The organism is Curtobacterium sp. LFS079, assembly GCF_047977865.1.
Lineage (GTDB): Bacteria > Actinomycetota > Actinomycetes > Actinomycetales > Micrococcaceae > Arthrobacter.
Map to the genome: position 1 here is coordinate 1 of NZ_JBFPFO010000005.1, position 25157 is coordinate 25157.

The following is a 25157-nucleotide window of genomic DNA, read 5'->3' on the forward strand; positions in this document are numbered from 1 at the left end:
CGGGGCCCGGGGCCGGGGGGGGGTTGGGGGTGTTAACCCCCCCGGTGGCCGCCCCCCCCGGGGGGGGGGGGGCACGGGGGGGGGGGGGCCCCCACCATGGGGCCCGGGCCGCCCCACGTCATTTTCGTTTGTTCATTCGCCTGGCCTGCGAGGCGGCCGGGATACCCGGGCCAGGAACCCGTGGCCTAGGAAGCGCGGCGGGCGCGGGCAGCGCGGCGCTTGAGGGCGCGCCGTTCATCCTCGCTCATGCCGCCCCAGACACCGGCGTCCTGGCCTGATTCAAGTGCCCACTGCAGGCAGGTGTCCACGACTGGACAGCGGCGGCACACGCTCTTTGCTTCTTCGATCTGGAGAAGGGCCGGTCCAGTGTTTCCCACAGGGAAGAAAAGCTCGGGGTCCTTGTCGAGGCAGGCTGCGCGGTTACGCCAATCCATGCTGATCAGTCACTCCATTCGTCAGAACTGGGCCTATTTGTGAAAATATTCACGAGAGGCTTCATAGGAAAAGGGGACCCAATGGGCCCCCTTGGTCGTCTGAATCAAGCGTGTCATGTTAACGCCATGTAAACAAGGGGTACAAGCCTCTGAAATGCCCCTAAAGCGTGAGCGATGCATCACATCGGCTGGCGGTCCCGCCGCCGGTATTTGACTATGTCCGGTAGGGTGCCAGTGTGTCAATACCCTCTGAGAACCCCGCCAACGAGCCTTTCCGCAAGGACGACGCAACACCGCAGAAGGATGGTTCCGCCGGGGTTGCCGCCCCTGGCCCCAGGCCCTTGGGGATCAAAGTGATCTCGGTTGTCGTCCTCCTTGAAGCCATGGCCCTGCTCGCCGCGGCCGGTCTGTATGCATTCCAGCTTGTCAGCGGAGCACCCGTGGCTTCATTCTGGGGGGCTGTTTTCACGCTGGGCTTGCTCCTTGCCTTTGCAGCGGGGCTATTCGCGGTGGGGCACTTTCTTTTCCGTGGGCAGCGTTGGACCCGTGCTGCGGCGCTTGTGACCCAACTGTTCGTCCTGTCAATCGGGATTCCCACCATGACCAGTGGTCTGCCCCTCGTCGGTCTTGCCATGGTCGTGCCCGCACTGGCAGCCATAGTCTTCCTGTTCGAGAAGAAGGTCATTGCCTACGCCTCGAGGCCCGCGGGTTCTTCGGGCGCCCTTTGATGGGTTCAGGCCTCCGCTCCCGGTGACTCCGCGAGGGGAATCTGGAAGACCTGCGACTCGCCATCCTGGATGAGCACCGCCCGGCCAGGAACATTTGGCTCGGGCTCCACCCGGACCCCGAAGAGCTCGCCGTCCGCCGGGTGCCGGGGTGAAAGCAGAATGCCGCGCCCTTCGTCCCGTGCCTGACTGACCAAGGGAACCGGTTGGGGGAAGCCCTGGCTCCTGGTTGCAGTGGCAATCACCCTGACTCCCAAAGACGGCAAAGCCGCTGCAAGTCCCGCGGCCTCGCTTCCCAGCCGGTCGATGTCGTCGATGAGGGCAATGCCCATGGAATCGAACGAGCCTGCGTTTGCTTGACTGTGCAGCTCCCTGCAAAAGGTCACGGGGTCGGAGCCCGGTGCGACGCGCAGCCAATGGATTCCAGGATTCAACAAGGGCAATGTGTCCAGAAGGTTCGACTTGCCGGTACCACGATGACCCAGAACCAGAATGGCCGCTCCGGCTGGAAGGCTGATGCCCACCGGACCCAGCTCGTCGCCTCCCAAGCCCAACAGCACTGCCGGGGATGCGCCGTCGTACAACGCCGCTGAAGCATGGTTCCTCGAACGGATGACGGCTTCGCCCGGTGCGATCCTCCGGGGCAGAGGCTCCACACGGAACACCCGATGCGCTGGCTGTGCCGCTGCTCCGTACGGCCATAGTGCCCCCTCGGGGGGCACGGCGAACTGTGCTTCTGCCAGCCCTTCACCCAGGAACGGTCCGCCGACCATCGCGCGGGCGGGAAGAGGCTGAAGCGGAGCGAACCGAGGCCACGCCGCACGGTTCTCTTCTGTGCTTCCGTACGGAAAATATGCGCGGTTGGGTAGCGCACCAAAAAGCCTCGAAGTCGTCAGTTCCCGGTCGCCTGTAACCAGGAGATGGATGCCTGACTTGGGTCCGTCCCTGCTGATGCCGTGGATGAGGTCTTCGGCCCAGGCCAGCGGACCTGAGCGAAACAGGGCAAGCCAGGACCCCCAGGCGGTGATTACGAGGAGCAATGGAACACCTTCCTCGCCGCCGGCGCCCTGCCGTGCGGCGAGTTCATCCGCGATGCGTTCGGCTACGCGGACAGCCCTACGCGGCTCATGGATCGTCGCGACGGCTCCGACCAGGGGCGGCAAAGGTTTCCCGGGAAATGTGCCGTCGCCGTCGAGGATGTAGCAATGAACTTCACCGTCGGCCGACAGTAGTTGCGAGGAAACCGAGAGGCATGCGTCTTCGACGCCGCTTCCGGGCGGACCCAACAGGGCAAGGTGGCCGTGTGCTTCGGGCCGCCAAATCAGAGGGCTGGAGCTTTGCTCGTCGGGCAGATCGACGACACCCAGGAACCCGGCGGGACCGGGGACTGTGGCGTGACGGCCCCGGACCGGAGTTGTGTCATCTGCCCGCAGCCGGATGGACTCGGGCAGTTCAGCGGCGACAGGCCGTCGCGGTTGCACCCTCTCCGGGTCCGACCAGGCATTCCGGATTCCTTCGACGGCAGGGCCGGCTCCAGCGAGGCCGGCGCCTTCCAAGCCCCCCGAACGGTCGTCCTCCGGGATTGCCGGCGGCGGGTTCTCGAGCGCGTAGGCTGCCTCATGGGCCACAATCCGACGGCGGATGGACGATTCTCTTGGACCCGACAGCGAGGCCGTCTGGAACAGTTCGCATCCTTCGGCGCCTCTGCTCAGGTAGGCCCGGCCCGGGAGCGATATCGGGATGCCAGCGGCCTGCGGAGAATCGATGACGTCCCGGGACTCCATCTCCGACTGGACCCGGAGTGCGATGCTCGTGGTGACGTTGGCACGGATGTCAGAACTTATGGCGCCCTGTGGCCGCTGCGTCGCCATGATCAGGTGGATGCCCAACGACCTGCCGACCGTTGCGATCCTCATGAGTTCGGTCAGGGCAGAAGGAGAATCTTCAATAAGCATGCGGAATTCATCGATGACAATAACCAGTCGCGGAAGAGGCTCGAACACGCGGTGGTTGCCGGGGGACTCCTCGCCTTTCCTGCGGACTTTGACCTGGTACGAGACGAGGTCCTCGACGCCGGCCTCGGCCAGAAGCTGCTCGCGCCAGCGGACTTCAGCGCGCAGCGAGGCCAGTGCCCGGTCAACGCCGCGCCGCTTGAGGTCAGTGAGAAGGCCAACGCAGTGGGGGAGCGTTGCCAGGGGTCCGAGCCCGGAGCCACCCTTGAAGTCCACGAAGAGGAAGTTCACCCGCTCGGGACTGTGTGTGAGGCAGAGTGCCGCGACGACGGTGCGGAGGAGTTCGGACTTTCCGGCGCCGGTGGTTCCGGCGACCAGCATGTGGGGACCGTCGTCGACCAGGTCGAGAGTCCTGACCTCCAGTTCCCCGCGGCCAATGACCGCTTGGAGCCCCTGGCTGTCCTTGGATTCCTCCCAGCGCCTGCGGATCGACTGTGCATCCCAGGGAAGCAGATCACCGAGGCTGCAACTGACCGGGAGCCCGCTAGCGGGGCCAGCTGCGCGTTGTGTAGACATCCCGACGATCCTGCAGAAAGAGTCAAAGACATCGGCGGCCACGAAGTCGGCGTCGAAGGACAGGAGGCTGGCGCCGGAGCGGAGCGTCGCGGGGCCGTTCCCCAACCCGATGGTGGCCATGGGGTCGGCAATTCCGGTTCGACGGAAGGCCGTCCATCCGGCGGCGTCTGCTGCCTCACGCAGCGGAGCATCGGGAAGTTCCTGCGGTCCGAAGAGAAAGAGGAAACCCGGTCCCGTGCACCGGGAAATCGACTCCAACGCGGCGTCACGATCCGAGCAGAGCATGGTTTGCGGCAGGAACCGGGCGCTCAGCGGCAGCAGTTCCGGGGGACCATGGACGATCACCGGAAAAGAAGATGCGCTGGGAAACGCGGCGAGTTGCATGAGCAGGAAGTTGAACAGTTCCGCTGTCTTGGCCGCCCGGCCCGCGACTGATATGTCCCGGTGCAAGGGGTCCAGTGTTACCGGGGCGCGCTGCAGGACCGCGGATTCGAAGCCGGGATCCTGAGGGTCGAGCTCAATGCGTGCATGTTGCCGGCCGGTGCCGATGCGCAATGCTATGCCCCCGGGGATTGGCGCTCCACCCTGCGTCTGCGGAGACATGGAGTCAGCGCTAAGGGTCCTGGCCTTGGGAGCCCTTGAACGCGCTGGGCCTGAATGCCCGGACCGTGCGGAGGAAACCGCGAGGACGATATCGGCTGCCGAGGGCGCGGCCCGCTGCCTCCGGTCGCGGTCCTTTCTCTCAGCAGCACGCAAGGCGGATTTGAATGCCCTGCGTTCCCTCCGGCCGGCCGCCATGGGGACCAACACCGAGACTGCCGAGATGCCTGTGAATGCAAGGAACATCCACGTTCCGGTGGTGATGGCAAGGACCACCCCGAGCAGAAGGGGCAGGCCAGCCATGAGGGCCATATTGGCGCGGCCCGCCGGCTCGGGACGGCGCGGAACCCGGAGGGGCTCATCAGTCCCGATCCCGGCGGATTCAAGATTGGAGGGGCGCGTCGTGCCGTCGAAGACGACGGTCATCAGCGAGCTGCCGCATTGAATGAGCGAATCGGTGGAAACCACAGCCGCGCGTACTTTGCGGCCGTTCACGGTCACTCCGTTTGAGCTCCCGTTGTCCCGTAATGACACCGACGTTTCAGAAACCGTGAGCAGGGCGTGCGCCCGGGAGATGTCCGGATCCGGAATTGCTATGCCGCAATTAGCCCGGCCAATTGAATAAGTGCCGCGCTCGAGCGGCACAACGAGCCCGGCGCCGTGGCCGCTGTGGACAAGAAGGTGCAGCCCGGCAGGACCGGGAGTTGGCACGGGAGCGGCCGCCCCGTCCGTTCCCGCCCCCTCTACCAGGACCGCGCCAGGCATCAACGGGGGCCGGCCGACGGTCAAGGAAGAAAGCTGCAGCCCCTTGACTGTCAGGTCGCCCGTTCCGAAGCGGGCAGCGACGGCGGCCTGGACCTCCGAGCCCGGGCCGCCGTCGTCGATCTCCACCGTCAGTTCGGCAGGCTCCTGCCGCGCCGGAGACTGCGGGCCGCGGACCAGAGTGCAATGGAATGGCATTGACGTGTTTCCTTCCTCCCAGGCGCGGGCCCGTTCCCAAGGTATGTCCGGAGCAGGCCTGCATCGAGGGAGGAGTGTCCCTATGTGGAAAACCGGGGAAGCCGGGGGCCGGGGTGCCGGTGGGGCATCTCGGGTAGGCTTGGATGGCAGCCCAATGCACCCTATTGGGCTGCCCGCATTCGAACCAGGAGAATTTGTGACCGCTGACCTCGTTATCGTCGGGTCGGGCTTTTTTGGCCTGACAATCGCAGAACAGGCCGCCACTGAGCTGGGCTTGAAGGTCGTGGTCCTTGACCGCCGGCACCACATCGGCGGCAATGCCTACAGCGAAACTGAAGAGCAGACCGGGATCGAGGTGCACCGCTACGGTGCCCACTTGTTCCACACCTCGAATGAGCGGGTCTGGGAGTACGTCAACCGCTTCACCACCTTCACCAACTACGTTCACAAGGTTTACGGCGTGCACAAGGGCGAGGTGTTCTCGCTGCCGATCAACCTGGCCACCATCAACCAGTTCTTCCGGGCGAACCTGACGCCGGGCCAGGCCCAGGCGCTGATCCAGGAGCAGGCCGGGGAACTCGCGGGCACGGATCCCCAGAACCTCAACGACAAGGGCATCCAGCTGATCGGCCGCCCCCTGTACGAGGCTTTCATCAAGCACTACACGGGCAAGCAGTGGCAGACCGACCCGAAGGACCTGCCCGCAGGCATCATCTCCCGCCTCCCTGTGCGCTACAACTACGACAACCGCTACTTCAATGACAAGTACGAAGGCCTGCCGACCAACGGCTACACCGCCTGGATCGAGAAAATGGCGGAACACCCGAACATCGAAGTCCGCCTGAACACGGACTTCTTCGACGATTCCCACGAGTACTCCAAGTCCAAGGTCGCGGGGAAGATCCCCGTGGTGTACACCGGCCCGGTCGACCGCTATTTCGACTATGTTGAAGGCGACCTCTCATGGCGCACCATCGATTTCGAAGAGGAAGTACTGGAGGAAGGCGACTTCCAAGGCACTTCGGTGGTGAACTACAACGACTCCGACGTCCCGTTCACCCGCATCATCGAGCCGCGCCATTTCCACCCCGAGCGCAATTACCAGACGGACAAAACCGTCATCATGCGTGAATTCTCCCGTTTTGCGGAGAAGGGCGACGAGCCTTACTACCCGATCAACACCCCAGAGGACCGCGAGAAGCTGCTCAAGTACCGCGACCTCGCGGCCGCGGAGAAGAGTGTCCTCTTCGGCGGCCGGCTCGGCACCTACAAGTACCTCGACATGCACATGGCGATTGGTTCCGCTCTGTCCATGTTCGACAACAAGATCCGGCCCCACTTCGAAAGCGGTGCGGACATCGAAAGCGGAGGAGTGGACGCGTGAGCGTGAGCGTAGCAGCAGCTGGACAAGCAGCGGAAGAAGAAGGGCGCCAGTGGCGTGTGCTCCAGCGCGTCATTTTGCCGAGCCAGAGCCAGATGGACACGGTTCCGCTTTATCTCGACACGGGCAGCGCCACAGGCCTCCAACTGCCGACCTCCGGCACCGACACCCGGAACAAGAAGGCAGTAAAGACTGTGAGCGGGCCGCTCAAGGAAGCCCACGTCGAGGATTTCCTCTCCCGGCATTCAACCTCCGTCAGGCCTGGCGAAAGGGTGTCCTTCGGCGCCTATTTCAATGCCTTCCCGGCAAGCTACTGGCGCCGTTGGACCAACGTGGAAAACGTCCGACTCTCGGTTGCGACCAGCGGAATCGGTTCCGTCATCGTGTACAAGTCGAATGCCCGGGGCTCCCTGCAGCGCGTGGACTCGCGGCGTGTGGACGGCGAACAGACCAGCACGTTTGACTTGTCGCTCGCCCCGTTCGGCGACGGCGGCTGGTATTGGTTTGACCTGGTGGCCGGCTCCAAGCCACTGGTCCTGCAGGAAGCTGCATGGCTCTCTGAAGGCGAACAGAAAACGCCCGGGACGGTGACCCTCGAAATCACCACGCTGAACAAGACAGCCTTCTGCATCAATAACCTCCGCTTGCTCAGCGAGAGCCCCGAAGCCCTTGAATACGTGAAGGAAATCATCCTCGTTGACCAAGGCACCGAGAAGGTTGCCGAGGCCGACGGTTTCCCGGAGGTCGCCGCAGCACTCGCCGGCAAGCTTCGCATCATCAACCAGGACAACCTCGGCGGCTCCGGAGGCTTTGCCCGTGGGATGTACGAGGCCGTGGAGAACGGCAGCGACTATGCGCTGTTGATGGACGACGACGTTGTGGTCGAGCCCGAAAGCATCATCCGCCTGCTGACGTTTGCGGACGCCTGTAAGACCCCGACCATCGTGGGCGGGCACATGTTCGATCTCTACAACCGGACAGTGCTTCATACCTTTGGTGAGATCGTCAACTCCTACCGCTTCCAGCCGGACCTTCCCGACGAGGAAATGACTCTGGGGCACGACTTCCTCACCTCCAACCTGCGCCAGACGAGCTGGCTTCACCGCCGGTGCGACGTGGACTACAACGGCTGGTGGATGTGCCTCATCCCCACGGCGGTCATCCGGGAGATTGGCCTGTCCCTGCCGGTTTTCATCAAGTGGGATGACGCTGAATACGGCCTCCGTGCGAAGCAGCACGGTTTTCCGACCGTCTCGATGCCCGGCGCCGCCGTCTGGCACGTCTCGTGGATCGACAAGGACGACCTTGTTGGGTGGCAAGCGTATTTCCACGCCCGGAACCGGTTTATCGCTGCACTGATCCACAGCCCCTACGAATTTGGCGGCAGGGTTGTGCGGGAATCGCAGTACTCCGATATCAAACACCTTGTCTCAATGCAGTACGCGACGGCTACGGGCCGCAACATGGCGCTCAGGGATTTGCTGGAAGGCCCTGCCCGGCTCCATGACCTGCTTCCCGGGAAGCTTCCGGAGATCCGGGGCATGATGGGCTCGTTCTCGGACTCGGTCTTTTCTGCCGATCCGGACCACTACCCGGCCCCCAAGCTCGACAAGCCGCCGCGGCGTGGTCACGGAATCAGGCAGCCCAGCAAGCTGTCCATCATTCCCCTCGCCGCCAAGATGGTGGTCCGTCAGCTGGTGCAGCCCGTGGCGGAGTCCAGCAGGGCCCGTCCGCAGGCGAACATCGCCCACCAGGACAACAAATGGTGGCGGATGTCCCAGTACGATTCCGCAGTAGTGTCCAACGCTGAAGGTACCGGGGCTTCCTGGTACCAGCGGGACCCCAAGCAGCTCCGCGAAATGCTCGCCGAGAGTGCCCGGCTGCACGCACAGCTGTTGAGGGATTGGCCGAAGCTCAGCACCCAGTACAAGGATGCGCTTGCGGAGATCACCTCATTCGCGTCCTGGAAAAAGACCTTCGACGCCCATAGCGAAAGCGGGAAATGAGCGACACCCAGGATGCCTTGGAACGTCCCGGTGTCGGAGGTGGACTAAGCGAAGTCTTCCGGACCCGGTTCCTCCTGAAGCTGCTCGTTCGAAAGGAACTGAAGGTCCGTTACCGGGGCTCTGTGCTGGGGCTGCTTTGGTCGTATGTGAAGCCCGGCATGCAGTTCATTGTGTTTTACGTTGCCTTGGGCGTCTTCCTTGGCCTTGAGCACAGTCCCCGGAACCCGAACGGCCTTCCGAACTACGCGATCTACCTGTTTTCCGGAATCGTGCTGATCAACTTCTTTTCGGAGGCATTGGGTAACGCTTCGCGCTCGATAGTGAACAATGGCGGGCTGATCAAGAAGATCTATCTTCCGCGCGAATTGTTCCCCGTGGCGTCGGTGTGGGTGTCGGCCGTGCACTTCTTTCCACAGCTTGTGATCCTGCTCGCTGCCTGTTTGTTTGCGGGATGGCATCCCGACCTCCTGCAGATTGCAGCTGCGGTAGGCGGGTTTGCCATTGTCGGGCTGCTGGCCACGGGCCTGGGACTGCTCTTCGGAGCCGTCAACGTCTATTTCAGGGATTCAGAGAACTTCGTGGACATGCTCCTGATGGTTGCGACCTGGGCGTCTCCCGTCATGTACGCATGGACCATGGTGTCCGACAAGCTGGGGTCATTCTGGTTCACCATCTATCAGGTCAACCCCGTGACCGTTGGAGTGGAAGCTTTCCATTACGCTTTCTGGCTTCCGACGACGGATGGCAGCTGGCCGTTGCCACCGAACCTGTTGTCCTTGTGGCTGCCCGTTGCGGTGGTGGTTTCAGCCGCCATCCTGCTGTTGGGCCAGCTGACATTCCGCAGGCTTGAGGGCCGCTTTGCGCAGGAGCTCTGAGATGACGACAGCAATTGAAGTCAGCAACATCAACAAGCAGTTTGTCCTGAGGCACACCCGGTCAATCAAAGAAGCAGTGGTCTGGCTGCTGAAAGGCCGGAAGGGCGACCTCTCCGAGAAGTTCCATGCACTGAAGGATTTCTCCCTCGATATCAGCAAAGGGGAAGCTGTCGCCCTGCTGGGCTTCAACGGGTCCGGCAAGTCCACGCTGCTCAAACACATTTCGGGTGTCATGGTGCCCGACAGCGGAACCGTACGGACACGGGGGCGGGTGGCCGGCTTGATTGAAGTCGGAGCAGGTTTCCACCACGACCTTTCCGGCAGGGACAATGTCTTCCTCAACGGTGCGATTCTTGGCATGACCGAGGATGAGATCCATGAGAATTTCGATTCGATCGTGGATTTCGCTGAAATCGGCAAGTTCATCGACACCGAGGTCAAGTTCTATTCCTCCGGCATGTACTTGCGGCTTGCATTCTCCGTCGCAGTGCACACCGAGCCTGAGGTCTTCCTGGTGGACGAGATTCTCGCCGTTGGTGACGAACCGTTCCAACGCAAATGCATCGCCAAGATCCAGGAGCTTGCGGCTGGCGGGAAGACCTTGGTCGTGGTCAGCCACGATCTTGACCTCGTCTCACGGATCTGCCAGCGGGGGGTCCTGCTGGAGCACGGCAAGCTGGTCTTCGACGGTCCCATTGACCAGGCCGTGGCCCGGATGCGCGGCGAAGTCTGAATCCCTGAGGCGCGCCCTCGTGGGTAGCCGCCTGTACTTCGGGGCCTGCAAAGCTCGATAAGCTAGTCCTTGGTGTGCCGGCTTCGTAGGCCGGCACGATCTGAGCTCCACGTTTGGAAAGGCGTCGAATCCGTGAAGATTGCTGTTGTTGCGCTGGGCAAAATCGGACTGCCGTTGGCGGTTCAATTTGCCTCTAAAGGCCATGACGTCGTCGGCGTCGACGTCAATAAAGGTGTTGTCGACCAGATCAACGCCGGCTTGGAGCCGTTCCCTGGCGAAGCGCATCTGCAGGAGAAACTGACGGAGGCCGTAACGGCGGGCAGGCTGCGCGCAACCTGCGAGTATGCCGAAGCCATTCCGGATGCCGATGCCGTGGTCCTCGTTGTCCCGCTGTTCGTCGATGCCGAGGCCAAGCCCGACTTCGGCTGGATGGACGCCGCAACTGCTGAACTTGGAAAGCATCTCAGGCCAGGAACCCTGGTTTCCTATGAGACCACCCTTCCCGTCGGCACCACACGCAACCGCTGGAAGCCGGCTCTGGAGAAGGCTTCCGGGCTCAAGGAAGGCCATGACTTCCACCTGGTCTTTTCGCCGGAGCGTGTGCTGACCGGCCGTGTCTTTGAAGACCTTCGCAAGTACCCCAAGCTCGTCGGCGGGCTAAGCGCCGAGGGCGCGGCGCGCGCCGTCGGGTTTTACGAAGAGGTCCTCGATTTTGACGAACGCCCGGACCTGAACCGGCCGAACGGCGTGTGGGACCTCGGCTCGGCGGAGGCATCCGAAATGGCCAAGCTGGCAGAAACGACCTACCGCGATGTCAACATCGGCCTTGCCAACCAGTTCGCCCGTTTCGCAAGTACCTCGGGCATTGACATCTACCAGGTCATCGAAGCCTCCAACTCGCAGCCGTTCAGCCACATCCACCAGCCGGGAATCGCCGTCGGCGGGCACTGCATTCCTGTCTATCCGCGGCTCTACCTCTGGAACGACCCTGAGGCGACCGTTGTCCGTGCCGCCCGCGCGGCAAACGCCGACATGCCGGATTACACCATCGGGCTCCTCGAAGGCGCCTACGGCGATCTCGACGGTGCAAAGGTCGTAGTGCTCGGCGCCGCATACCGCGGGGGGGTCAAGGAGACAGCGTTCTCCGGCGTGTTCGATGCGGTGGAGTCCATTTCGCGCCGAGGCGGAACCGCAGTGGTGCATGATCCCCTGTACTCGGATGAAGAGCTGGCCAAGCTGGGCTTCAACGCGTACCACTTGGGCGAACCGGCAGACGCCGCCGTCGTCCAGGCAAACCATGCCGAATACGCGAAGCTGGGCCCCGCGGATTTGCCTGGGGTCAAGGTCTTCATCGATGGCCGGCGCGTGAGCAATGCGGCGGCCTGGGACGGCGTCACGTATCGGGTCATCGGCAAGGCCTGAGATGCTGCGCAGTCAGGGCCGGGAACCCGGCAAGAATTCATCCACGATTGGAGTCAACAGATGAGCACCATCGCTCCCAGTGCAGACGTGTCGGAGAAGGCCGTCCTCGGCGAGGGAACCAAGGTCTGGCATCTGGCGCAGGTCCGTGAAGACGCGAGGCTTGGTGCGAATTGCATCGTTGGCCGCGGCGCCTACATCGGAACCGGCGTCGAGATCGGCGAGAACACGAAGATCCAGAACTACGCATTGGTCTACGAACCGGCGAAGCTGGGCAAAGGCGTTTTCATCGGCCCAGCCGTGGTCCTCACGAACGACACCTACCCACGCTCTGTGAGCCCCGATGGCTCCATGAAGAGCGCCCACGACTGGACGCCCGTCGGAGTGACGATCGAGGACGGCGCGTCGATCGGCGCCCGTGCGGTGTGCGTTGCTCCGGTGACGATCGGACGTTGGGCCACCATCGCGGCCGGTGCCGTGGTCACCAAGGATGTTCCGGCCTTTGCGCTGATGGCTGGGGTTCCCGCCCGTCGGCTGGGCTGGGTAGGGAAGGCCGGACACCCGCTTTCCCAGCAGGACGGACTCTGGGTATGCCCGGAGACCGGTGCGAAGTATGTTGAGCAAGATAATTCCCTGAAAGAGGCGGAGGACAACGCATGAGCCAGGACTTCATTCCCGCAGCCAAACCGATCATCGGGGAGGAGGAACGTGCCGCGGTCGACGCCGTCATGGCAACCGGCATGCTTGCGCAGGGTGCCCAGGTGGCTGCCTTTGAGTCTGAATTCTCCGAAGTCCTCCTGGACGGACGCTCGTCCGTGGCTGTGAACTCGGGAACGTCCGGGCTGCACCTGGGCCTGCTGGCCTCCGGCGTCGGCGCCGGCGACGAGGTCATTGTTCCGTCCTTCACGTTTGCGGCCACCGCCAACTCTGTCGCCGCAACGGGTGCTACCCCGGTCTTCGCCGACATCGAGCTGGACCACTACACCCTCGACGTCGATCACGTGGCCTCCCTGATCACCGAGCGCACCAAGGGAATCATGCCGGTGCACCTGTACGGGCACCCGTTTGCCGCCGAGGCATTCGCGAAGCTTGCGGCCGAGCGTGGCGTCGATTTGTACGAAGACGCAGCGCAGGCCCACGGCGCAGGCCTGAACGGCAAGAAGGTCGGCACCTTCGGCAAGTTCGCGATGTTCAGCCTGTACCCGACAAAGAACATGACCTCCGGCGAGGGCGGAATGGTGTCGACGTCGGATCCCGCCGTCGAGCGCAATCTGCGCCTGCTGCGCAACCAGGGCATGGAGAAGCAGTACGAAAACGAGCTGGTCGGGTTCAACAACCGAATGACTGATCTCCACGCGGCCATCGGCCGGGTCCAGCTGACCAAGGTCCTGGGGTGGACGGCACAGCGGCAGGCCAACGCAGCATTCCTTACCGCCAATCTTGAGGGCGTCGGTACGCCGCTCGTGGCAGAGGGTGCCGAGCACGTGTACCACCAGTACACGATCCGCGTGGCCGAGGACCGGGACGGAATGGCCAAGGCCCTTCGCGAGGAATTCAACATCGGCTCCGGTGTCTACTACCCGGTTCCGAACCACCGCCTGCCGTCATTCCAGCGGAGCGAAGATCTGCCGAACACCGAGATCGCGGCCAAGGAAGTGCTTTCACTTCCGGTGCACCCTTCGCTGAGCCAGGATGACCTGGAACGGATCGTGTCCGCGGTGAACAAGCTCGCCCAGGCAGGTGCCTAGTGGCGGCCTTGCGCGTAGGCCTGATCGGCCTGGGGATGATGGGCCGCCACCACGCCCGGGTGATCCGGGAAGTGGACGGCCTTGAACTGGTCGCCGTGGCGGATGCCTACGGCGACCCGCATGGCGTCGCGAAGGACCTCAACGTCCTCCCGGGCGTCGAAGAACTGATTGCAGCCGGACTGGACATGGCGGTCGCTGCGGTTCCCACCGGCATGCATGAAGAGGTCGGGCTTGCCTTGGCCGAAGCCGGAGTCCACACGCTCGTGGAGAAGCCGATTGCTGCCAGCACCGAAGCCGGCCAGCGGCTGGTCGATGCTTTCGCAGCAAAAGGCCTGGTTGGCGCCGTCGGACACATTGAACGGTTCAACCCTGCCCTGCAGTCCCTTCGCAAGCGCATTGCCAACGGCGAACTCGGCGATGTCTACCAGATTGCCACCCGCCGCCAAGGGCCGTTCCCCGCACGGATCGCGGACGTCGGCGTCGTCAAGGACCTCGGCACCCATGACATCGATCTCACGGCATGGCTCGCGCAGAGCCGCTTCGAGACGATCTATGCACGGACGACGACCCGCAGCGGCCGCCCGCACGAGGACATGGTCACGGCCACGGGGCAGCTTTCCAGCGGGGTCATCACCAACCACCTGGTCAACTGGCTTTCCCCGATGAAGGAGCGCCTCACGGTCGTGACCGGTGAGAAGGGGGCCTTCGTTGCTGATACCGTAACGGCCGACCTGACCTTCTTCGAAAACGGTACGGTGGCCACGGAATGGGAGTCCATGGCTGCATTCCGCGGCGTCTCCGAAGGAAATGTCACCCGCCTCGCCATTCCCAAGCCTGAGCCCCTGCGCACCGAGCACGAGGCGTTCCGTGACGCTGTCCTTGGCCTGCGCAGCGATGTGGTCACCATGCAGGAAGGCCTCGACACCCTGCGCGTCGCCGAAGCCGTGCTGCAGTCCGCGAACGCCGGACAGATGGTGCGGGTTCCCGTTTCGTGACCACGCAGAAGAAGCCGAAGGTCGTTATTGCGACGAGGCTTTTTGCTCCCGAGGTCGGCGCTGCGGCGTTCCGCCTGAAGGCGCTGGCCGACGGTCTCGCGTCGGCCGGCGCGGACGTGCACGTGGTGACCACGATCCCGCCGAAGGGATCGACCCCGCTTCCGGCGCAGTACCGGACCAGCCGCTGGCCGGTATTGCGCGACCCAGGGGGCAACGTCCGCGGATACATTCAGTACCTGAGTTTCGACATCCCCGCGTTCCTGAGGCTGCTGCTGTGCAGGGCCGACGTCGTCGTCTCCGAACCGCCGCCGACAACGGGTTTGGCGGTGGCGCTCTCCTCGTGGATCCGCCGCCGCCCGTACGTCTACTACGCGGCGGACGTCTGGACTGAGGCGCTTGCCGCCACCCAGGTCCCTTCCGTCGTCGTCAGCGCGATGCGCGCCGTCGAAGGTTTCGTCCTCAAGCGTGCGGCCAAGGTCATCGCCGTCTCGGAACCTGTGGCCGCACAAGTCCGCCGCTTCGGCATCCCCGCGGCGCGGATCTGCGTGGTCGGCAACGGCATCGATACGACGGTCTTCGGCCCGTCCGGCAACACCGCGGGCGAGACGGTCCCGTATTTCGTGTACACCGGAACGATGAGCGAGTGGCAGGGTGCAGAGGTATTCATCCGAGCGCTCGAAGTCGTGCGGGAACACCGCCCGGAAGTGAAACTGAGGTTCTTCGGTCAAGGCACTGATGAACCGCACCTGCGTCAATTGGCAGGCCTCATCGCACCGGAGCATGTGCATTTTGGCGGAGTGGTTCCGCCGGAACGGGCTGCGGAATGGATCCGCGGCGCAAGCGCCGCCCTGGTGAGCATCAAGCCCGGTGCCGGCTACGATTTTGCCAAACCCACCAAAATCTACGCTGCGGCGTCCTGCGGAACACCCGTGATCTTTGCGGGCGAAGGGGACGGTGCCGCAGTGGTCGCGGACAACGCGCTCGGTGTGGCACCCGGATACGACCATCGTTCGGTCGCCGAGGCGATGCTCGGCTACCTTGAAAACGGCGACGGCGGCGGGGAAGCCAGGACCCGCTGGGTCGCCGGAAACGCCTCATTGGCTGCATCTGGTCGGCTGGCCGCGAAGGAAGTCATCGGACAGATCACCGGCAACCGCTGATACGACGCAAAAGGACTCCGGATTCCGATGGAATCCGGAGTCCTTTTGCGTCCCGCGGGAAGTGGGCCTAGCCGCCGAACGCCGCCAGGATCGCATCAACCGTGCGGTGCGCGGCGCTGCCGTCGCCGTATGGGGCGGCATCCGTTGCCTCGGGGGCAGGCCTTTCGACGGTGGCGGCAAGGACGGACAGGTCCTTGCTCACAAGCGTGTTCCAACCGAGGTTGACTGTCTCAACCCACTCGGTTTCCGGGCGGATGGTGGTGCACGGAACCCGGAGCAGGAAGGCTTCCTTCTGAAGGCCGCCGGAATCGGTGATGACGCCTGCGCTGTTCATGACGGCGTTGATCAATTGCGGGTATGCCAGAGGAGATGCGACCCTGACAGCCCCTTGGGCCAGCTCAATTCCGTGTTTGTCAGCGAGGCTGAGCAGGCGCGGATGCGCGAGAAGGACCACGGGCTTCGACAGGGAGGCAAGCGAGGCGATGATTTCGGAGAGCCGGGCGGGGGAGTCCGTGTTGTCCGGACGGTGGATGGTGCAGACGTAGTAGCCCTGCGCCGGCAAGTCCAGCGGCAAGTCCATGGGCTGTTCCGAGAGCTTGTCGCGGACCTGGTACAAGACGTCAGTCATGACGTCGCCGACAAGCACGGTGCGCTTCGACAGGCCTTCGGACGCCAGATGGGCAACCGCCACTTCGGTGGGGGCAAGAAGCAGGTCTGAACTGTGGTCCGTCAGGACCCGGTTGTGCTCCTCCGGCATGCGCCGGTTGAAGGACCGCAGCCCCGCCTCAAGGTGCGCCAGCGGAATGTGCATCTTGGTTGCAGCGACCGCCGCTGCCAGTGTCGAGTTGGTGTCGCCGTAGACGAGGACACAGTCGGGTGAGGCCTTTTCGAAGATTTCTTCCAGGCCGGCAAGCATGGCACCGGTCTGGGCGCCATGCTTGCCGGATCCGACCCCAAGGTTGAAGTCCGGCTCGGGGATGCCCAAGTCGCGGAAGAACACGTCGCTCATCAGCTCGTCATAGTGCTGGCCGGTGTGGGCGATGACGTGTTCGGCCCTCCCTGACATGGCGGCGGCTATGGGTGCCAACTTTACAAACTGGGGTCGTGCGCCGACGACGCTGAGAATACGCATGCCTTCCAGCTTAGTTGCAAAGGCAGCCGCCTCCGGCGTTGCCGGCAGGCAAGGGGGTGCTGGGCTCCGGTGGTAACCTGCGGAAGTGCAAACTCGAAGCAGCCCGTCCCTCGCCGTCGACGTCGTGATCGCTGTCCACAGCCAGAGCAGACCGGTGGAGCGCGCGGTCGCCTCAGTGTTTGATGCGGGCCTTGCCCCGGGTGTTAACGGGGGAGTGCGGGTCACGGTCGTGTGCCACAACATCGAGCCCGGATTGATCCGTTCGAAGCTGGCCCCGGCACCCGAAGGCGCCCTTCGCTTCCTCAGTTGCCAGGACGGGATTCCCAGCCCCGCCGGCCCGTTCAATATGGGCGTCGCGGCAGCCGAAGCTGAATTCGTTTCAATCATGGGCAGCGACGACTATCTGGAGGAAGGCGCGCTGGCCGGCTGGCTCGCGGTCGCAAGAGAGCATGCCTCCGACGCCGTGATTGCACCGCAACGGCACGCCAACGGTGCGAAGGTCCGGACTCCGCCGGTGCGGGTGGGACGCAGCCGCGCGCTCGATCCGGTCCTTGACCGCCTGAGCTATCGCACTGCACCGCTCGGCCTGCTGCGCCGCTCGGAGATTGAGCGGCTTGACCTGCGGTTCAGCGAGGGCAGGCGTTCCGGGGAGGACCAGGAATTCTCCGCCAAACTGTGGTTCGGCGGCGGCCGCATCGATTACGCGCGGAGGGCGGGCAGCTATGTTGTGGGGGCAGATGCGCAGGACCGTGTGACCTCCGAACTGCGGCCGGTCTCAGGCGACCTGTCTTTCGCGACGGATTTGGCCGAAGAACGATGGTTCCGCTCGATGCCCGCCGCGGCCCGGCAAGCCGTGGTGACCAAGCTCATCCGCGTCCATGTTTTCGGAACGGCGCATCTGCGCTCAGGCAGGGGTACATGGGATCCGGCGGACCGTGCCGGTCTGGCAGCTGTAGCCCGAACGCTCCAGCTGGCCGCCCCGGGTTGTAGGGACGTCCTGTCGATCGCCGACGTCCGGCTGCTGGATTGCATCCTGGACCCGGACCGGCCGGACGCTGAACTCGCCAGACTCGCCGCTGCCCGCCGCAGGTTCGGACGCCCGGAGACCCTGCTGGCCAAACGCTGGAGTGCCCAGTTCGCGCCCGAGGCGCCCCTCCGCTTCATGCTGGCTTCGGCCCTCCTGTGAGGCGACGTCCAAAGCCGGAGGACGGGAGCGGGCCCTAGCGGCAGGCCGTGATCTCGTACAGGCGTGCAGTCCCCTGCGAATCCAGCAGGCGGATGCCCGGGGCACCCGAGAGCCCGGCCAGGCCCTTGTAGGGATGCTTGCCGTTGTTGACTTCCAGCGTGCCGAAATCAAGCGCGTAGTAGCTGTTCTGCTCCTTCAGTGCCGCGCAGACAGCCGGATCGCTCGCCGCTTTGTCGACTTTGTCGAGGATCAGGCGCTGGGAAGGAGTCGGGGTGCTTCCGACGGCCGGCAGCATGGCGGTGCGGTCGCTTAGCGCGTAAACGAGTGAGGCGCCGGTCCACGGATTGCCGATGACGGTGGCGCCCTCCGGGACGTGCGTGTCGAGCCGCTGAAGCAGGGCCAGCTCGTCCGAAGAGAGCAGCGGTGAGTTCTTGGTTGCGCGGTACATCACGGTTGCCTGCGCTGCCTCGTGGCCAACGGAATTCCCCTGCGTCAGGGCAGCGGATGCCAGCGCAACAACAAGCAGGGCTACGGCTGCGGATGCCCGGTTACGTAGCCAGGGCCGCGGTGCCCTCGTCCGCAGCAGGTGAAGGAGCTGTTCCACCAGCCATCCGGCGCCGCTCGCCGCAACCACCAAGGCTGTGACCGGAAGGATCGCCGCCAGGCGGTTGCTGTCGTTGTACCAAACGCCTGTCAGGAATGAGCGCAAGGTTCCCACCGGGTAGCCGGACACGACAACAAAAAAGGCGCCGCACACCCCGAACAAGGCCAGGACCCACCAGTCCCTGCGGGACCGGACCAGCACCGAAATGCCGACCAGCGTCATCAGGAAAATCAGCCAGGGTACCGGGCGCCCTTGGGGGGCGCTGGTGATGAACTCGCCGATTGCCTGCGGGATGGTTTCCCGTGGGGGCCAAAAGGATGCCGAGGCCGAAGGCCGGACCTTGATCCACAGCACGACGGCGACAACCACGTACGCGGTCACGGCAGCAACGGAGGCAATCACCGTCGGCACGGGGCGGCTGTAGGAACCGGCCTTGCGGATGGTCCTGATCAGCCACGCGAACACGGGCAGGGCAGCAAAGGCAATCAACGCCATCAGGGAGCTTGGGTGCGCCAGGGCAAGTCCTGCACAGGAGGCGGCGAGCAGCCAGAAAAGGAGGTGCCTGCTGCCCCCGGAGCTACGGCCGATCCCGAGCCAGGCAATGAGAGCAGCCATGCTGAAGGGCAAGAGCGCAATCGACAGCAGGTTCGGGAACAGCACGCCGAAATCGATCATCAGGTAGGGGAAGGAACTGAAGCCTGCGGCGAGGGCGCCGGCCATGAGCATGGGGATGACCCGCTGGCCGGTGATGCGTGAAACAAGGAACATCGCGGAAAGCGGCCACACCAGCGCCGCCACGACGATGTTGGTGATGTTGATCCCGACAGGGATGGACGCACCGCTTAACTGAAGGACCAGGGCGACCACGTCGTGCCACGCAGCAGGGTAGAAGCTCAGTGAGTTCGATACCGGATTGAGGTTCCCCAAGGTCAGGGAAGAGCCCTTACCGGTTTCCAGGATGAATCTGAGGGCATTCACGTGGAAGACGTTGTCGTACGTTTGCGAGATGTTTTCCGGTTCGCCGATGATCTGTACGAAGCGTGCGCCGATGAGCGCGGCCGGTATTGCGAGGGCCAGGAAGAATGCCGCCATGCGCGCCGGTGCCGGCAGCGACGGGAACGTGAAGTGCAACGCCGCGCCGGAAGCATTGCTCCGGCGGAGACACAGGTACCGGACCGCTGCGGCGGCGAGCGTTGCAACAAGCGCGGCGGCTGCGTAGACCAGGGGGGACCAGGGAACACGGAGCAACTGGCCGACGATGGCCGCAACAGCCGCGATGCTGGTGCTCAACGGGGCAGAGGCGGCGAGCAGGGTCAGGCCGCGGGCGCCCATGGCCCGGGCGAGGATGCTCCCCGGAAGGAAGAGGACCACCAAGGCGGCCACTATCGTCGGAATCGTTCCGGTCCAGCTCATCAGCTCTCCTACGCCTTGGTCAACGCACTACTTTACAGACCTGTCAGGGCATCCTCGTCCAGGCAGGCCGGGTGCGTGCCTGATGCAATCGGCGCGTCGAGTTATGGAATACTGGAGCGGTGAGCCGCACTTGGATAGTCATACCTATGTATAACGAAGCCACCGTTGTCGGCACCGTCATACAAGGCCTGCTGCCCCACTTTCCCAACATTGTTTGTGTCGACGACGGCAGCTCCGACGGATCCCAGAAGGTCGCCAGGGAGGCGGGCGCCGTCGTCGTGCAGCACCCGGTGAACCTCGGCCAGGGTGCTGCCCTCCAGACCGGTTTCTCTTTCGCCCTGCAGGACCCGGAACTTGACTGCGTTGTCACTTTCGACGCCGATGGACAGCACCGGGTGGAGGACGCACGCGCCATGGTGGCGCGGGTCATCTCCGGCGAGGCGGATGTCGTACTGGGTTCGCGGTTCCTTGACGGACGCACGAAAGTGAGCACCGCCAAGCGCATTGTCCTCAGGACAGCTGCCATCCAATCGCGGATGTCCACGGGCATGGCACTGACCGATGCCCACAATGGCCTGCGGGCGCTGGGTGTCCGGACGCTGCGGAAGATCGACCTGAAACAAAACCGCATGGCTCACGCTTCGGAACTTGTCAATCAATTGGCGGCCATAAAGCCGATCTGGGTGGAGCACCCAGTGGAGATCATTTACACGGACTACTCCAAGGCCAAGGGCCAGTCCCTGTGGAACTCCGTGAACATCATCGCCGACCTCTTCTTTAGGTAAAACGTGCAGATCTTCGTCCAAGTAGTCCTGGTCCTCGCCGTCATTCTGATGTCGCTCGCCCTGATGCGGGGCGGGGTCAATGCCCGTCACATGGCTATCCGGAGGATCTTCCTGGTCCTCTTCGCCTTCATCGCGGCCCTGTCTGTGATCTTCCCCGAGATCCTGAGTGCCGTCGCGCACTTCTTCGGCGTCGGGCGGGGCACCGACCTGGTCCTTTACGGATTCATCGTCGCCTTCCTGATCTACACGGCCACGACGTTCCAGCGCTTCCGCCAAATGGAAAGCACCATGACCAAGCTGGCCCGGCGCATCGCGTTGGACGAGACAGGCAAGCCCTGGGAGAACGAGGCCGAAGAGCCGCGCCAGCCCCGCTGATTTGCCGCTTCGCTTGTAGTTCCGCTTGCGGTACTGCCGCTGGCCCCGGCCGCCGCGGCCGGCTATCCGACGGCGGCCCGGTACGCCTTTTCGAGGACAGGCACCCAAGTGGCGGCGTCGTGGTTCGAACGGGCCCACTCCGCGCCGTCGAGCCGCCTGGCAGTGGTGCCTCCGTCGCCGAGGCAGTCGAGGACCTGGCCGACAATTTCATCCACGGTCCCCTCCAGGACCGGCGGCTTCCCTGCGGGTCCGCGCATTTGGGTACCGGGGCAAGCGACCACAGCCCCCACGGCAATGGCCTCAAGCTCACTCAGGCCGAGGACCGGCGTCGACTGCCCGATGACCACCTCTGCGGACGCGAGGAAGGAAAGGTAGGCGCCGTGGTCCATCTTCGGAACCAGCCGGACTCCTGCAGCACGGGCGTCACCCGCGCCCGGTCCCCAATCAAGTCCTAGCAGTTCAGCCTTGCCCGCTACAGCCCGCGACAGCGCGGCAGCGGTCCGCAACTGCGTCTCCAGTCCTTTTGAATCATCCCAACGGGAGGCGAAGACGACGCGGGGCAGTGGTTCGCGTACCGGCTGCCATTGCGGAAGCCGGTCGAAGAGCACGGGTGCAGGCATGTACTCGGCATCGGGCCGGGCCGCCGTCGCATTTTCCGCCAGGTCCAGGGTCGTGTAGTAAACCGCATGGGCGCCGTCGATCGCGGACTGGATCTGCGGCCGGAATGCAGGATCTTTCCACTGCGTGCGGATATCCGTGCCGTGCAGGTGGAGAAGATAGGGCCGGCGTGGGAGATACGGCTTGCGAAGCAAGCTGACCGACGTTGCGTAATGGACATGCACGACGTCGTGCATCGCCAACGCTGCGAGGTGCCGCGTTTGGTAGGGGAGCTGTTTCAGCAGTGCGGCCGGCCCGCTTCCGAAACCACCGGCGGGCCTGACCTTTTCCGGCGGAAGATAGTCCCACGAACGCCCGGTCCGCGATGCTGCTTCGACAAGGGTCCTGGCCACATTCGCGCAATCATTGAAGTGGATGATCCTGGGTTCTCGGCTCGGGGTCATGCTGAAAATTATGGCATCCGCCCGCGGCTTTCCCCGGCCCGCACGGGGGCGCCGTGCCCAGCACGTAGAATGCTGTGGTGACTAAATCAGGAGATCCACGCCCCGGGCAAGGGCCGCGAGCAATCGAAATGCGGCCGGAAACCGTAGGAGCGGGGGTCAGGTGAGGGCCCTATGGAGCACGTTCAAGAATGTCCTGACCATCCTTCCCGACAACGGGGTCCGCTTTCTGAGGGTTTATTCGCTGGCGCTGGCGCTGCTCTCGCTCTTTGACGCCTTCGCGATGGGGCTTCTTGCCCTGGTCCTCACGCCCATGGTCACAGGGACGGCCTGGCGCGTACCGGTGATCAATGTCGTGCTTGACGGATCCGCCCTCTACGTCGTGATCGGCCTGATCTGCCTACTGATCGTGCTTAAGGGCGTCTTCGCCGTCGTGCTTCAGTGGTGGGCGACCCGGCGACTTGCCTATTTCGAGCTCGCCATGGGCGACCGGCTCTTCAACGCCTACTTGGCAGCCCCGTGGGTTGAAAGGTTGCGGCGGAACTCTTCGGAACTGGTCCGGATTGCCGACATAGGCATCGCGAACACCATTGCAGGGTTCCTGCTCCCGGCAATTTCGATCGTCGGCGAAATCCTGACCTTTGTTGTCGTTGTCGTGATCCTTGCGGCTTCCCAGCCGCTCACCGCGGTTGTCTCACTGGTGTACCTGGGCTTGATCGGCGGGGTGCTTTACGTTTTCGTCTCCCGCCGCTCGATCGTGGCAGGCCGGGTGAACCGCGACTACTCCTTCCGCGTGGCACAGCTCCTTACCGAAATGGTCGGGGCCCTCAAGGAAGTGACGCTGCGCAACAAGTCCGCCGATGTGGCCCAGGTGGTGCATGACAACCGCATCCACACGTCCCGTGCCCGGGCGAACATCCAGTTGCTTGGCATCGTTCCCCGCTATGTCCTCGAATCGGCCCTCATCGGCGGGTTCGTGGTGGTGGGCCTGGTTGGTTTCTGGGCCGGCGGGGTCACCCAGGCGACGTCGTCTGTGGCGATGTTCGCCCTCGCCGGGTTCCGCATGGCCCCTTCGATCCAGCGCTTCCAGTCGATCATCTCGCAGACCTCATCGTCCGCGCCGCACGCGGAAATCGTCGTGGCAGACATCAAATCCGTCGAGAAGTTCGCGCACGAGCGCCGGAACGAGCGCAAAGGGGAGGACCTGCCTGAGGGGGCAGCGAGCCTGGACTTCCGCAATGTCAGCTTCCGCTACTCGGAAGATGCCGACTACGCCCTGAGGGATGTGAGCCTGTCCATCCCCTTCGGCAGCACCGTTGCCTTCGTCGGCTCTTCGGGGGCGGGCAAGTCGACGCTGGTCGATCTGCTGCTTGGACTCATGGAACCAAGCAGGGGCCAAATCAGCGTGGGCGGAGTCCCGCTGGCTGCTGCCGCCGCGGACTGGCGCTCCAGGGTGGGCTATGTTCCCCAGGAAGTGTCCCTTTTCGACGCCACCGTGGCCCAGAACGTGGCTTTGACCTGGGGCGATGACTTTGACAGGGACAGCGTGCGGACAGCCCTCGCCGGAGCCCAGATGCTCGACGTCGTCGAACAGCGCGACGGCGGGATGGACCGGCGCCTGGGGGAGCGGGGATTGTCGTTGTCCGGAGGCCAGCGGCAGCGGCTGGGAATTGCACGTGCCCTGTACGCCAAACCCTCGGTCCTGGTCATGGACGAGGCGACGAGCGCCCTCGACAACGCAACCGAAGATGCGATCAGTTCCTCCATCAGGGATCTGCACGGCAAAGTCACCGTGGTTCTGGTTGCCCACAGGCTTTCGACCATCCGCCACGCAGACTGCATCCACTACTTGGCAAACGGCGAAGTGAAGGCTTCGGGGACGTTCAGCGAACTCGTTGAGACGGTGCCGGAGTTTGCACACCAGGCTGCCCTGGCCGGACTTATCGATTAGGACGGCACGCAATGACTCCGAGCATCGAGATCGTCATTCCGGTCCACTCTGCGGAACGTCCGATTGCGAGGGCAGTCAGTTCCTGTTTTGCGGGAAACGATGCCGCCTCCGTTTCGGTCACGGTCGTCTGCCACAACATCGACAAGGAAATAATTGCCTATCAGTTGGCGGACGTATCCGGCCCGCTGCGCTTGTTGGAGCTGAAGGACGGGGTCCATTCGCCGGCCGGCCCCTTGAACTACGGGTTGAAGTCCGCGACGGCGGACTACGTGGGAGTCATGGGATCGGACGACTTTTTCGAGCCGGGGGCGCTGGACAAATGGAGGCTGACACTGGCCCACACCGGAGCCGGAATCCTGGTGGCACCACTCAAGCACCAGAGCGGCGAAATTGTCAGGACTCCCCGCGTTCGCCCGGGACGGGTCCACAGCCTGGACCCGGTCCGTGATCGTCTTGCGTACGCGACGGCGCCGCTGGGGGTATGGAAACGGGACCTCAGCGTATCCGGACCGCTTTCCTTTGAAGAGGGGCTCCGCACCGGGGAAGACCTTGGCCTCGGGCTGCGGCTCTGGTTTTCCGGGCAGAGAATCGAACGCCCGAATCAGGGGTTTTATGTCATCGGGGCAGATGCCACCGACCGCGTCACCACCGCAGTACTGCCCCTCGAGCAGGAGTTTGAAGCGGTCAACCGGCTCGACTGGGGCTTCTTTGAATCCCTGACGATCCGGGAACGGCGGGCAATTGCGATCAAGTTGGCTCGGGTGCAATTGCTCGCCGCGCTGTTCCGTAGGGGATCGGGAGCCGACTGGAATGAATCCGACACAGCAGCAGCGGAATTGTTCGCCTGCCGTTTGAACGCTTTTGCGCCTGGCTTCAGCAAGCCGCTCCCGGCAGCCGATTTCCGGCTGTTCCATGTCCTGGGCGCCGGATCCCTTTCCACGGATCTGCTTGTCCGGTCGCTGGCCGAGTACGAGCGCGAGAGTTATCGAAACCGGGTTTTGTGCCGTTCGGTGTGGACCAATCTGCATCCCGAGAGCACGGTAAGGCACCTGCTCAGGCTCAAGCTTTACAGGAGGGACCGTTGATGGC

At 63.8% G+C, this 25157-nt stretch carries 20 protein-coding genes; 15 read left to right on the plus strand and 5 right to left on the minus strand.

Annotation, left to right across the window (positions count from 1 at the left end):
* Positions 1-185 precede the first annotated feature (185 nt).
* Entirely contained in the window at positions 186-434 is a 249-nt protein-coding gene (locus ACNQPB_RS10090; RefSeq protein WP_003804966.1) for a WhiB family transcriptional regulator, read from the minus strand.
* A gap of 236 nt (positions 435-670) precedes the next feature.
* Here ACNQPB_RS10090 and ACNQPB_RS10095 point away from each other — a divergent pair, with 236 nt between their 5' ends.
* Positions 671-1162, plus strand: coding sequence for a hypothetical protein (locus ACNQPB_RS10095; protein ID WP_498751314.1), 492 nt, complete (start codon positions 671-673; stop codon positions 1160-1162).
* Positions 1163-1167: 5 nt separating this feature from the next.
* Here the strand turns inward: ACNQPB_RS10095 and ACNQPB_RS10100 are convergent, their stop codons facing one another.
* Positions 1168-5247, minus strand: coding sequence for an FtsK/SpoIIIE domain-containing protein (locus tag ACNQPB_RS10100; RefSeq protein WP_498751315.1), 4080 nt, complete (start codon positions 5245-5247; stop codon positions 1168-1170).
* Between the two features lie 196 nt (positions 5248-5443).
* Here ACNQPB_RS10100 and glf point away from each other — a divergent pair, with 196 nt between their 5' ends.
* The 9 genes from glf (at position 5444) to ACNQPB_RS10145 (ending at position 15564) form a co-directional block, all read left to right on the plus strand.
* Complete coding sequence (gene glf, locus ACNQPB_RS10105; protein WP_498751317.1) at positions 5444-6631, plus strand: UDP-galactopyranose mutase; 1188 nt, start codon at positions 5444-5446, stop codon at positions 6629-6631.
* Between the two features lie 92 nt (positions 6632-6723).
* Entirely contained in the window at positions 6724-8634 is a 1911-nt protein-coding gene (locus tag ACNQPB_RS10110; RefSeq protein WP_498751783.1) for a glycosyltransferase, read from the plus strand.
* Positions 8631-9509: an ABC transporter permease gene (locus ACNQPB_RS10115; protein WP_498751319.1), complete on the plus strand. Its 879-nt coding sequence runs from the start codon at positions 8631-8633 to the stop codon at positions 9507-9509. Before ACNQPB_RS10110 ends, ACNQPB_RS10115 begins: the two co-directional genes overlap by 4 nt.
* 1 nt (position 9510) lies before the next feature.
* Positions 9511-10242, plus strand: coding sequence for an ABC transporter ATP-binding protein (locus ACNQPB_RS10120; protein WP_498751321.1), 732 nt, complete (start codon positions 9511-9513; stop codon positions 10240-10242).
* A gap of 132 nt (positions 10243-10374) precedes the next feature.
* Complete coding sequence (locus tag ACNQPB_RS10125; RefSeq protein ID WP_498751322.1) at positions 10375-11664, plus strand: nucleotide sugar dehydrogenase; 1290 nt, start codon at positions 10375-10377, stop codon at positions 11662-11664.
* 60 nt (positions 11665-11724) lie between these two features.
* Entirely contained in the window at positions 11725-12321 is a 597-nt protein-coding gene (locus tag ACNQPB_RS10130) for an acyltransferase (RefSeq protein WP_498751324.1), read from the plus strand.
* Positions 12318-13409 (plus strand): DegT/DnrJ/EryC1/StrS family aminotransferase, encoded by a 1092-nt coding sequence (locus ACNQPB_RS10135; protein ID WP_498751326.1) that lies wholly within the window; start codon positions 12318-12320, stop codon positions 13407-13409. Before ACNQPB_RS10130 ends, ACNQPB_RS10135 begins: the two co-directional genes overlap by 4 nt.
* Entirely contained in the window at positions 13409-14404 is a 996-nt protein-coding gene (locus ACNQPB_RS10140; protein ID WP_498751327.1) for a Gfo/Idh/MocA family oxidoreductase, read from the plus strand. The genes ACNQPB_RS10135 and ACNQPB_RS10140 overlap by 1 nt, the downstream gene beginning before the upstream one ends.
* Complete coding sequence (locus tag ACNQPB_RS10145; RefSeq protein ID WP_498751329.1) at positions 14401-15564, plus strand: glycosyltransferase family 4 protein; 1164 nt, start codon at positions 14401-14403, stop codon at positions 15562-15564. Before ACNQPB_RS10140 ends, ACNQPB_RS10145 begins: the two co-directional genes overlap by 4 nt.
* 67 nt (positions 15565-15631) lie before the next feature.
* On the opposite strand, the gene wecB is transcribed toward ACNQPB_RS10145, so the two are convergent.
* Positions 15632-16696: a non-hydrolyzing UDP-N-acetylglucosamine 2-epimerase gene (gene wecB / locus ACNQPB_RS10150; RefSeq protein ID WP_498751331.1), complete on the minus strand. Its 1065-nt coding sequence runs from the start codon at positions 16694-16696 to the stop codon at positions 15632-15634.
* Positions 16697-16781: 85 nt separating this feature from the next.
* Between wecB and ACNQPB_RS10155 the strand changes: the two genes are divergently transcribed.
* Positions 16782-17882, plus strand: coding sequence for a glycosyltransferase family 2 protein (locus ACNQPB_RS10155; protein ID WP_498751333.1), 1101 nt, complete (start codon positions 16782-16784; stop codon positions 17880-17882).
* A gap of 34 nt (positions 17883-17916) precedes the next feature.
* On the opposite strand, the gene ACNQPB_RS10160 is transcribed toward ACNQPB_RS10155, so the two are convergent.
* The gene (locus ACNQPB_RS10160; RefSeq protein ID WP_498751335.1) at positions 17917-19899 is read right to left on the minus strand and encodes a DUF6541 family protein; all 1983 of its coding nucleotides are present in this window, start codon (positions 19897-19899) and stop codon (positions 17917-17919) included.
* 146 nt (positions 19900-20045) lie between these two features.
* On the opposite strand from ACNQPB_RS10160, the gene ACNQPB_RS10165 reads away from it, so the two are divergent.
* Positions 20046-20684 (plus strand): glycosyltransferase family 2 protein, encoded by a 639-nt coding sequence (locus ACNQPB_RS10165; RefSeq protein WP_498751337.1) that lies wholly within the window; start codon positions 20046-20048, stop codon positions 20682-20684.
* Positions 20685-20687: 3 nt separating this feature from the next.
* Positions 20688-21059 (plus strand): DUF2304 domain-containing protein, encoded by a 372-nt coding sequence (locus ACNQPB_RS10170; RefSeq protein WP_498751339.1) that lies wholly within the window; start codon positions 20688-20690, stop codon positions 21057-21059.
* A 62-nt stretch (positions 21060-21121) separates the two neighbouring features.
* On the opposite strand, the gene ACNQPB_RS10175 is transcribed toward ACNQPB_RS10170, so the two are convergent.
* Positions 21122-22120, minus strand: coding sequence for a glycosyltransferase (locus ACNQPB_RS10175; RefSeq protein WP_498751341.1), 999 nt, complete (start codon positions 22118-22120; stop codon positions 21122-21124).
* 160 nt (positions 22121-22280) lie between these two features.
* On the opposite strand from ACNQPB_RS10175, the gene ACNQPB_RS10180 reads away from it, so the two are divergent.
* Together ACNQPB_RS10180 and ACNQPB_RS10185 are read left to right on the plus strand one after the other, a co-directional pair.
* Positions 22281-24068 carry an ABC transporter ATP-binding protein gene (locus ACNQPB_RS10180; protein WP_498751343.1) on the plus strand — a complete coding sequence of 596 codons (1788 nt, stop codon included), beginning with the start codon at positions 22281-22283 and terminating at the stop codon, positions 24066-24068.
* A gap of 11 nt (positions 24069-24079) precedes the next feature.
* Positions 24080-25153 (plus strand): glycosyltransferase, encoded by a 1074-nt coding sequence (locus ACNQPB_RS10185; protein WP_498751345.1) that lies wholly within the window; start codon positions 24080-24082, stop codon positions 25151-25153.
* Positions 25154-25157: the final 4 nt, after the last annotated feature.

Excerpts from the sequence above, each read along its gene's own strand:
- ACNQPB_RS10135 (WP_498751326.1), top strand. The coding sequence starts at position 12,318 with ATGAGCCAGGACTTCATTCCCGCAGCCAAACCGATCATCGGGGAGGAG.
- ACNQPB_RS10120 (WP_498751321.1), top strand. The coding sequence starts at position 9,511 with ATGACGACAGCAATTGAAGTCAGCAACATCAACAAGCAGTTTGTCCTG.
- ACNQPB_RS10090 (WP_003804966.1), bottom strand. The coding sequence starts at position 434 with ATGGATTGGCGTAACCGCGCAGCCTGCCTCGACAAGGACCCCGAGCTT.
- ACNQPB_RS10185 (WP_498751345.1), top strand. The coding sequence starts at position 24,080 with ATGACTCCGAGCATCGAGATCGTCATTCCGGTCCACTCTGCGGAACGT.
- ACNQPB_RS10165 (WP_498751337.1), top strand. The coding sequence starts at position 20,046 with ATGTATAACGAAGCCACCGTTGTCGGCACCGTCATACAAGGCCTGCTG.
- ACNQPB_RS10115 (WP_498751319.1), top strand. The coding sequence starts at position 8,631 with ATGAGCGACACCCAGGATGCCTTGGAACGTCCCGGTGTCGGAGGTGGA.
- ACNQPB_RS10100 (WP_498751315.1), bottom strand. The coding sequence starts at position 5,247 with ATGCCATTCCATTGCACTCTGGTCCGCGGCCCGCAGTCTCCGGCGCGG.
- ACNQPB_RS10175 (WP_498751341.1), bottom strand. The coding sequence starts at position 22,120 with ATGACCCCGAGCCGAGAACCCAGGATCATCCACTTCAATGATTGCGCG.
- wecB (WP_498751331.1), bottom strand. The coding sequence starts at position 16,696 with ATGCGTATTCTCAGCGTCGTCGGCGCACGACCCCAGTTTGTAAAGTTG.
- ACNQPB_RS10130 (WP_498751324.1), top strand. The coding sequence starts at position 11,725 with ATGAGCACCATCGCTCCCAGTGCAGACGTGTCGGAGAAGGCCGTCCTC.
- ACNQPB_RS10160 (WP_498751335.1), bottom strand. The coding sequence starts at position 19,899 with ATGAGCTGGACCGGAACGATTCCGACGATAGTGGCCGCCTTGGTGGTC.
- ACNQPB_RS10110 (WP_498751783.1), top strand. The coding sequence starts at position 6,724 with ATGGACACGGTTCCGCTTTATCTCGACACGGGCAGCGCCACAGGCCTC.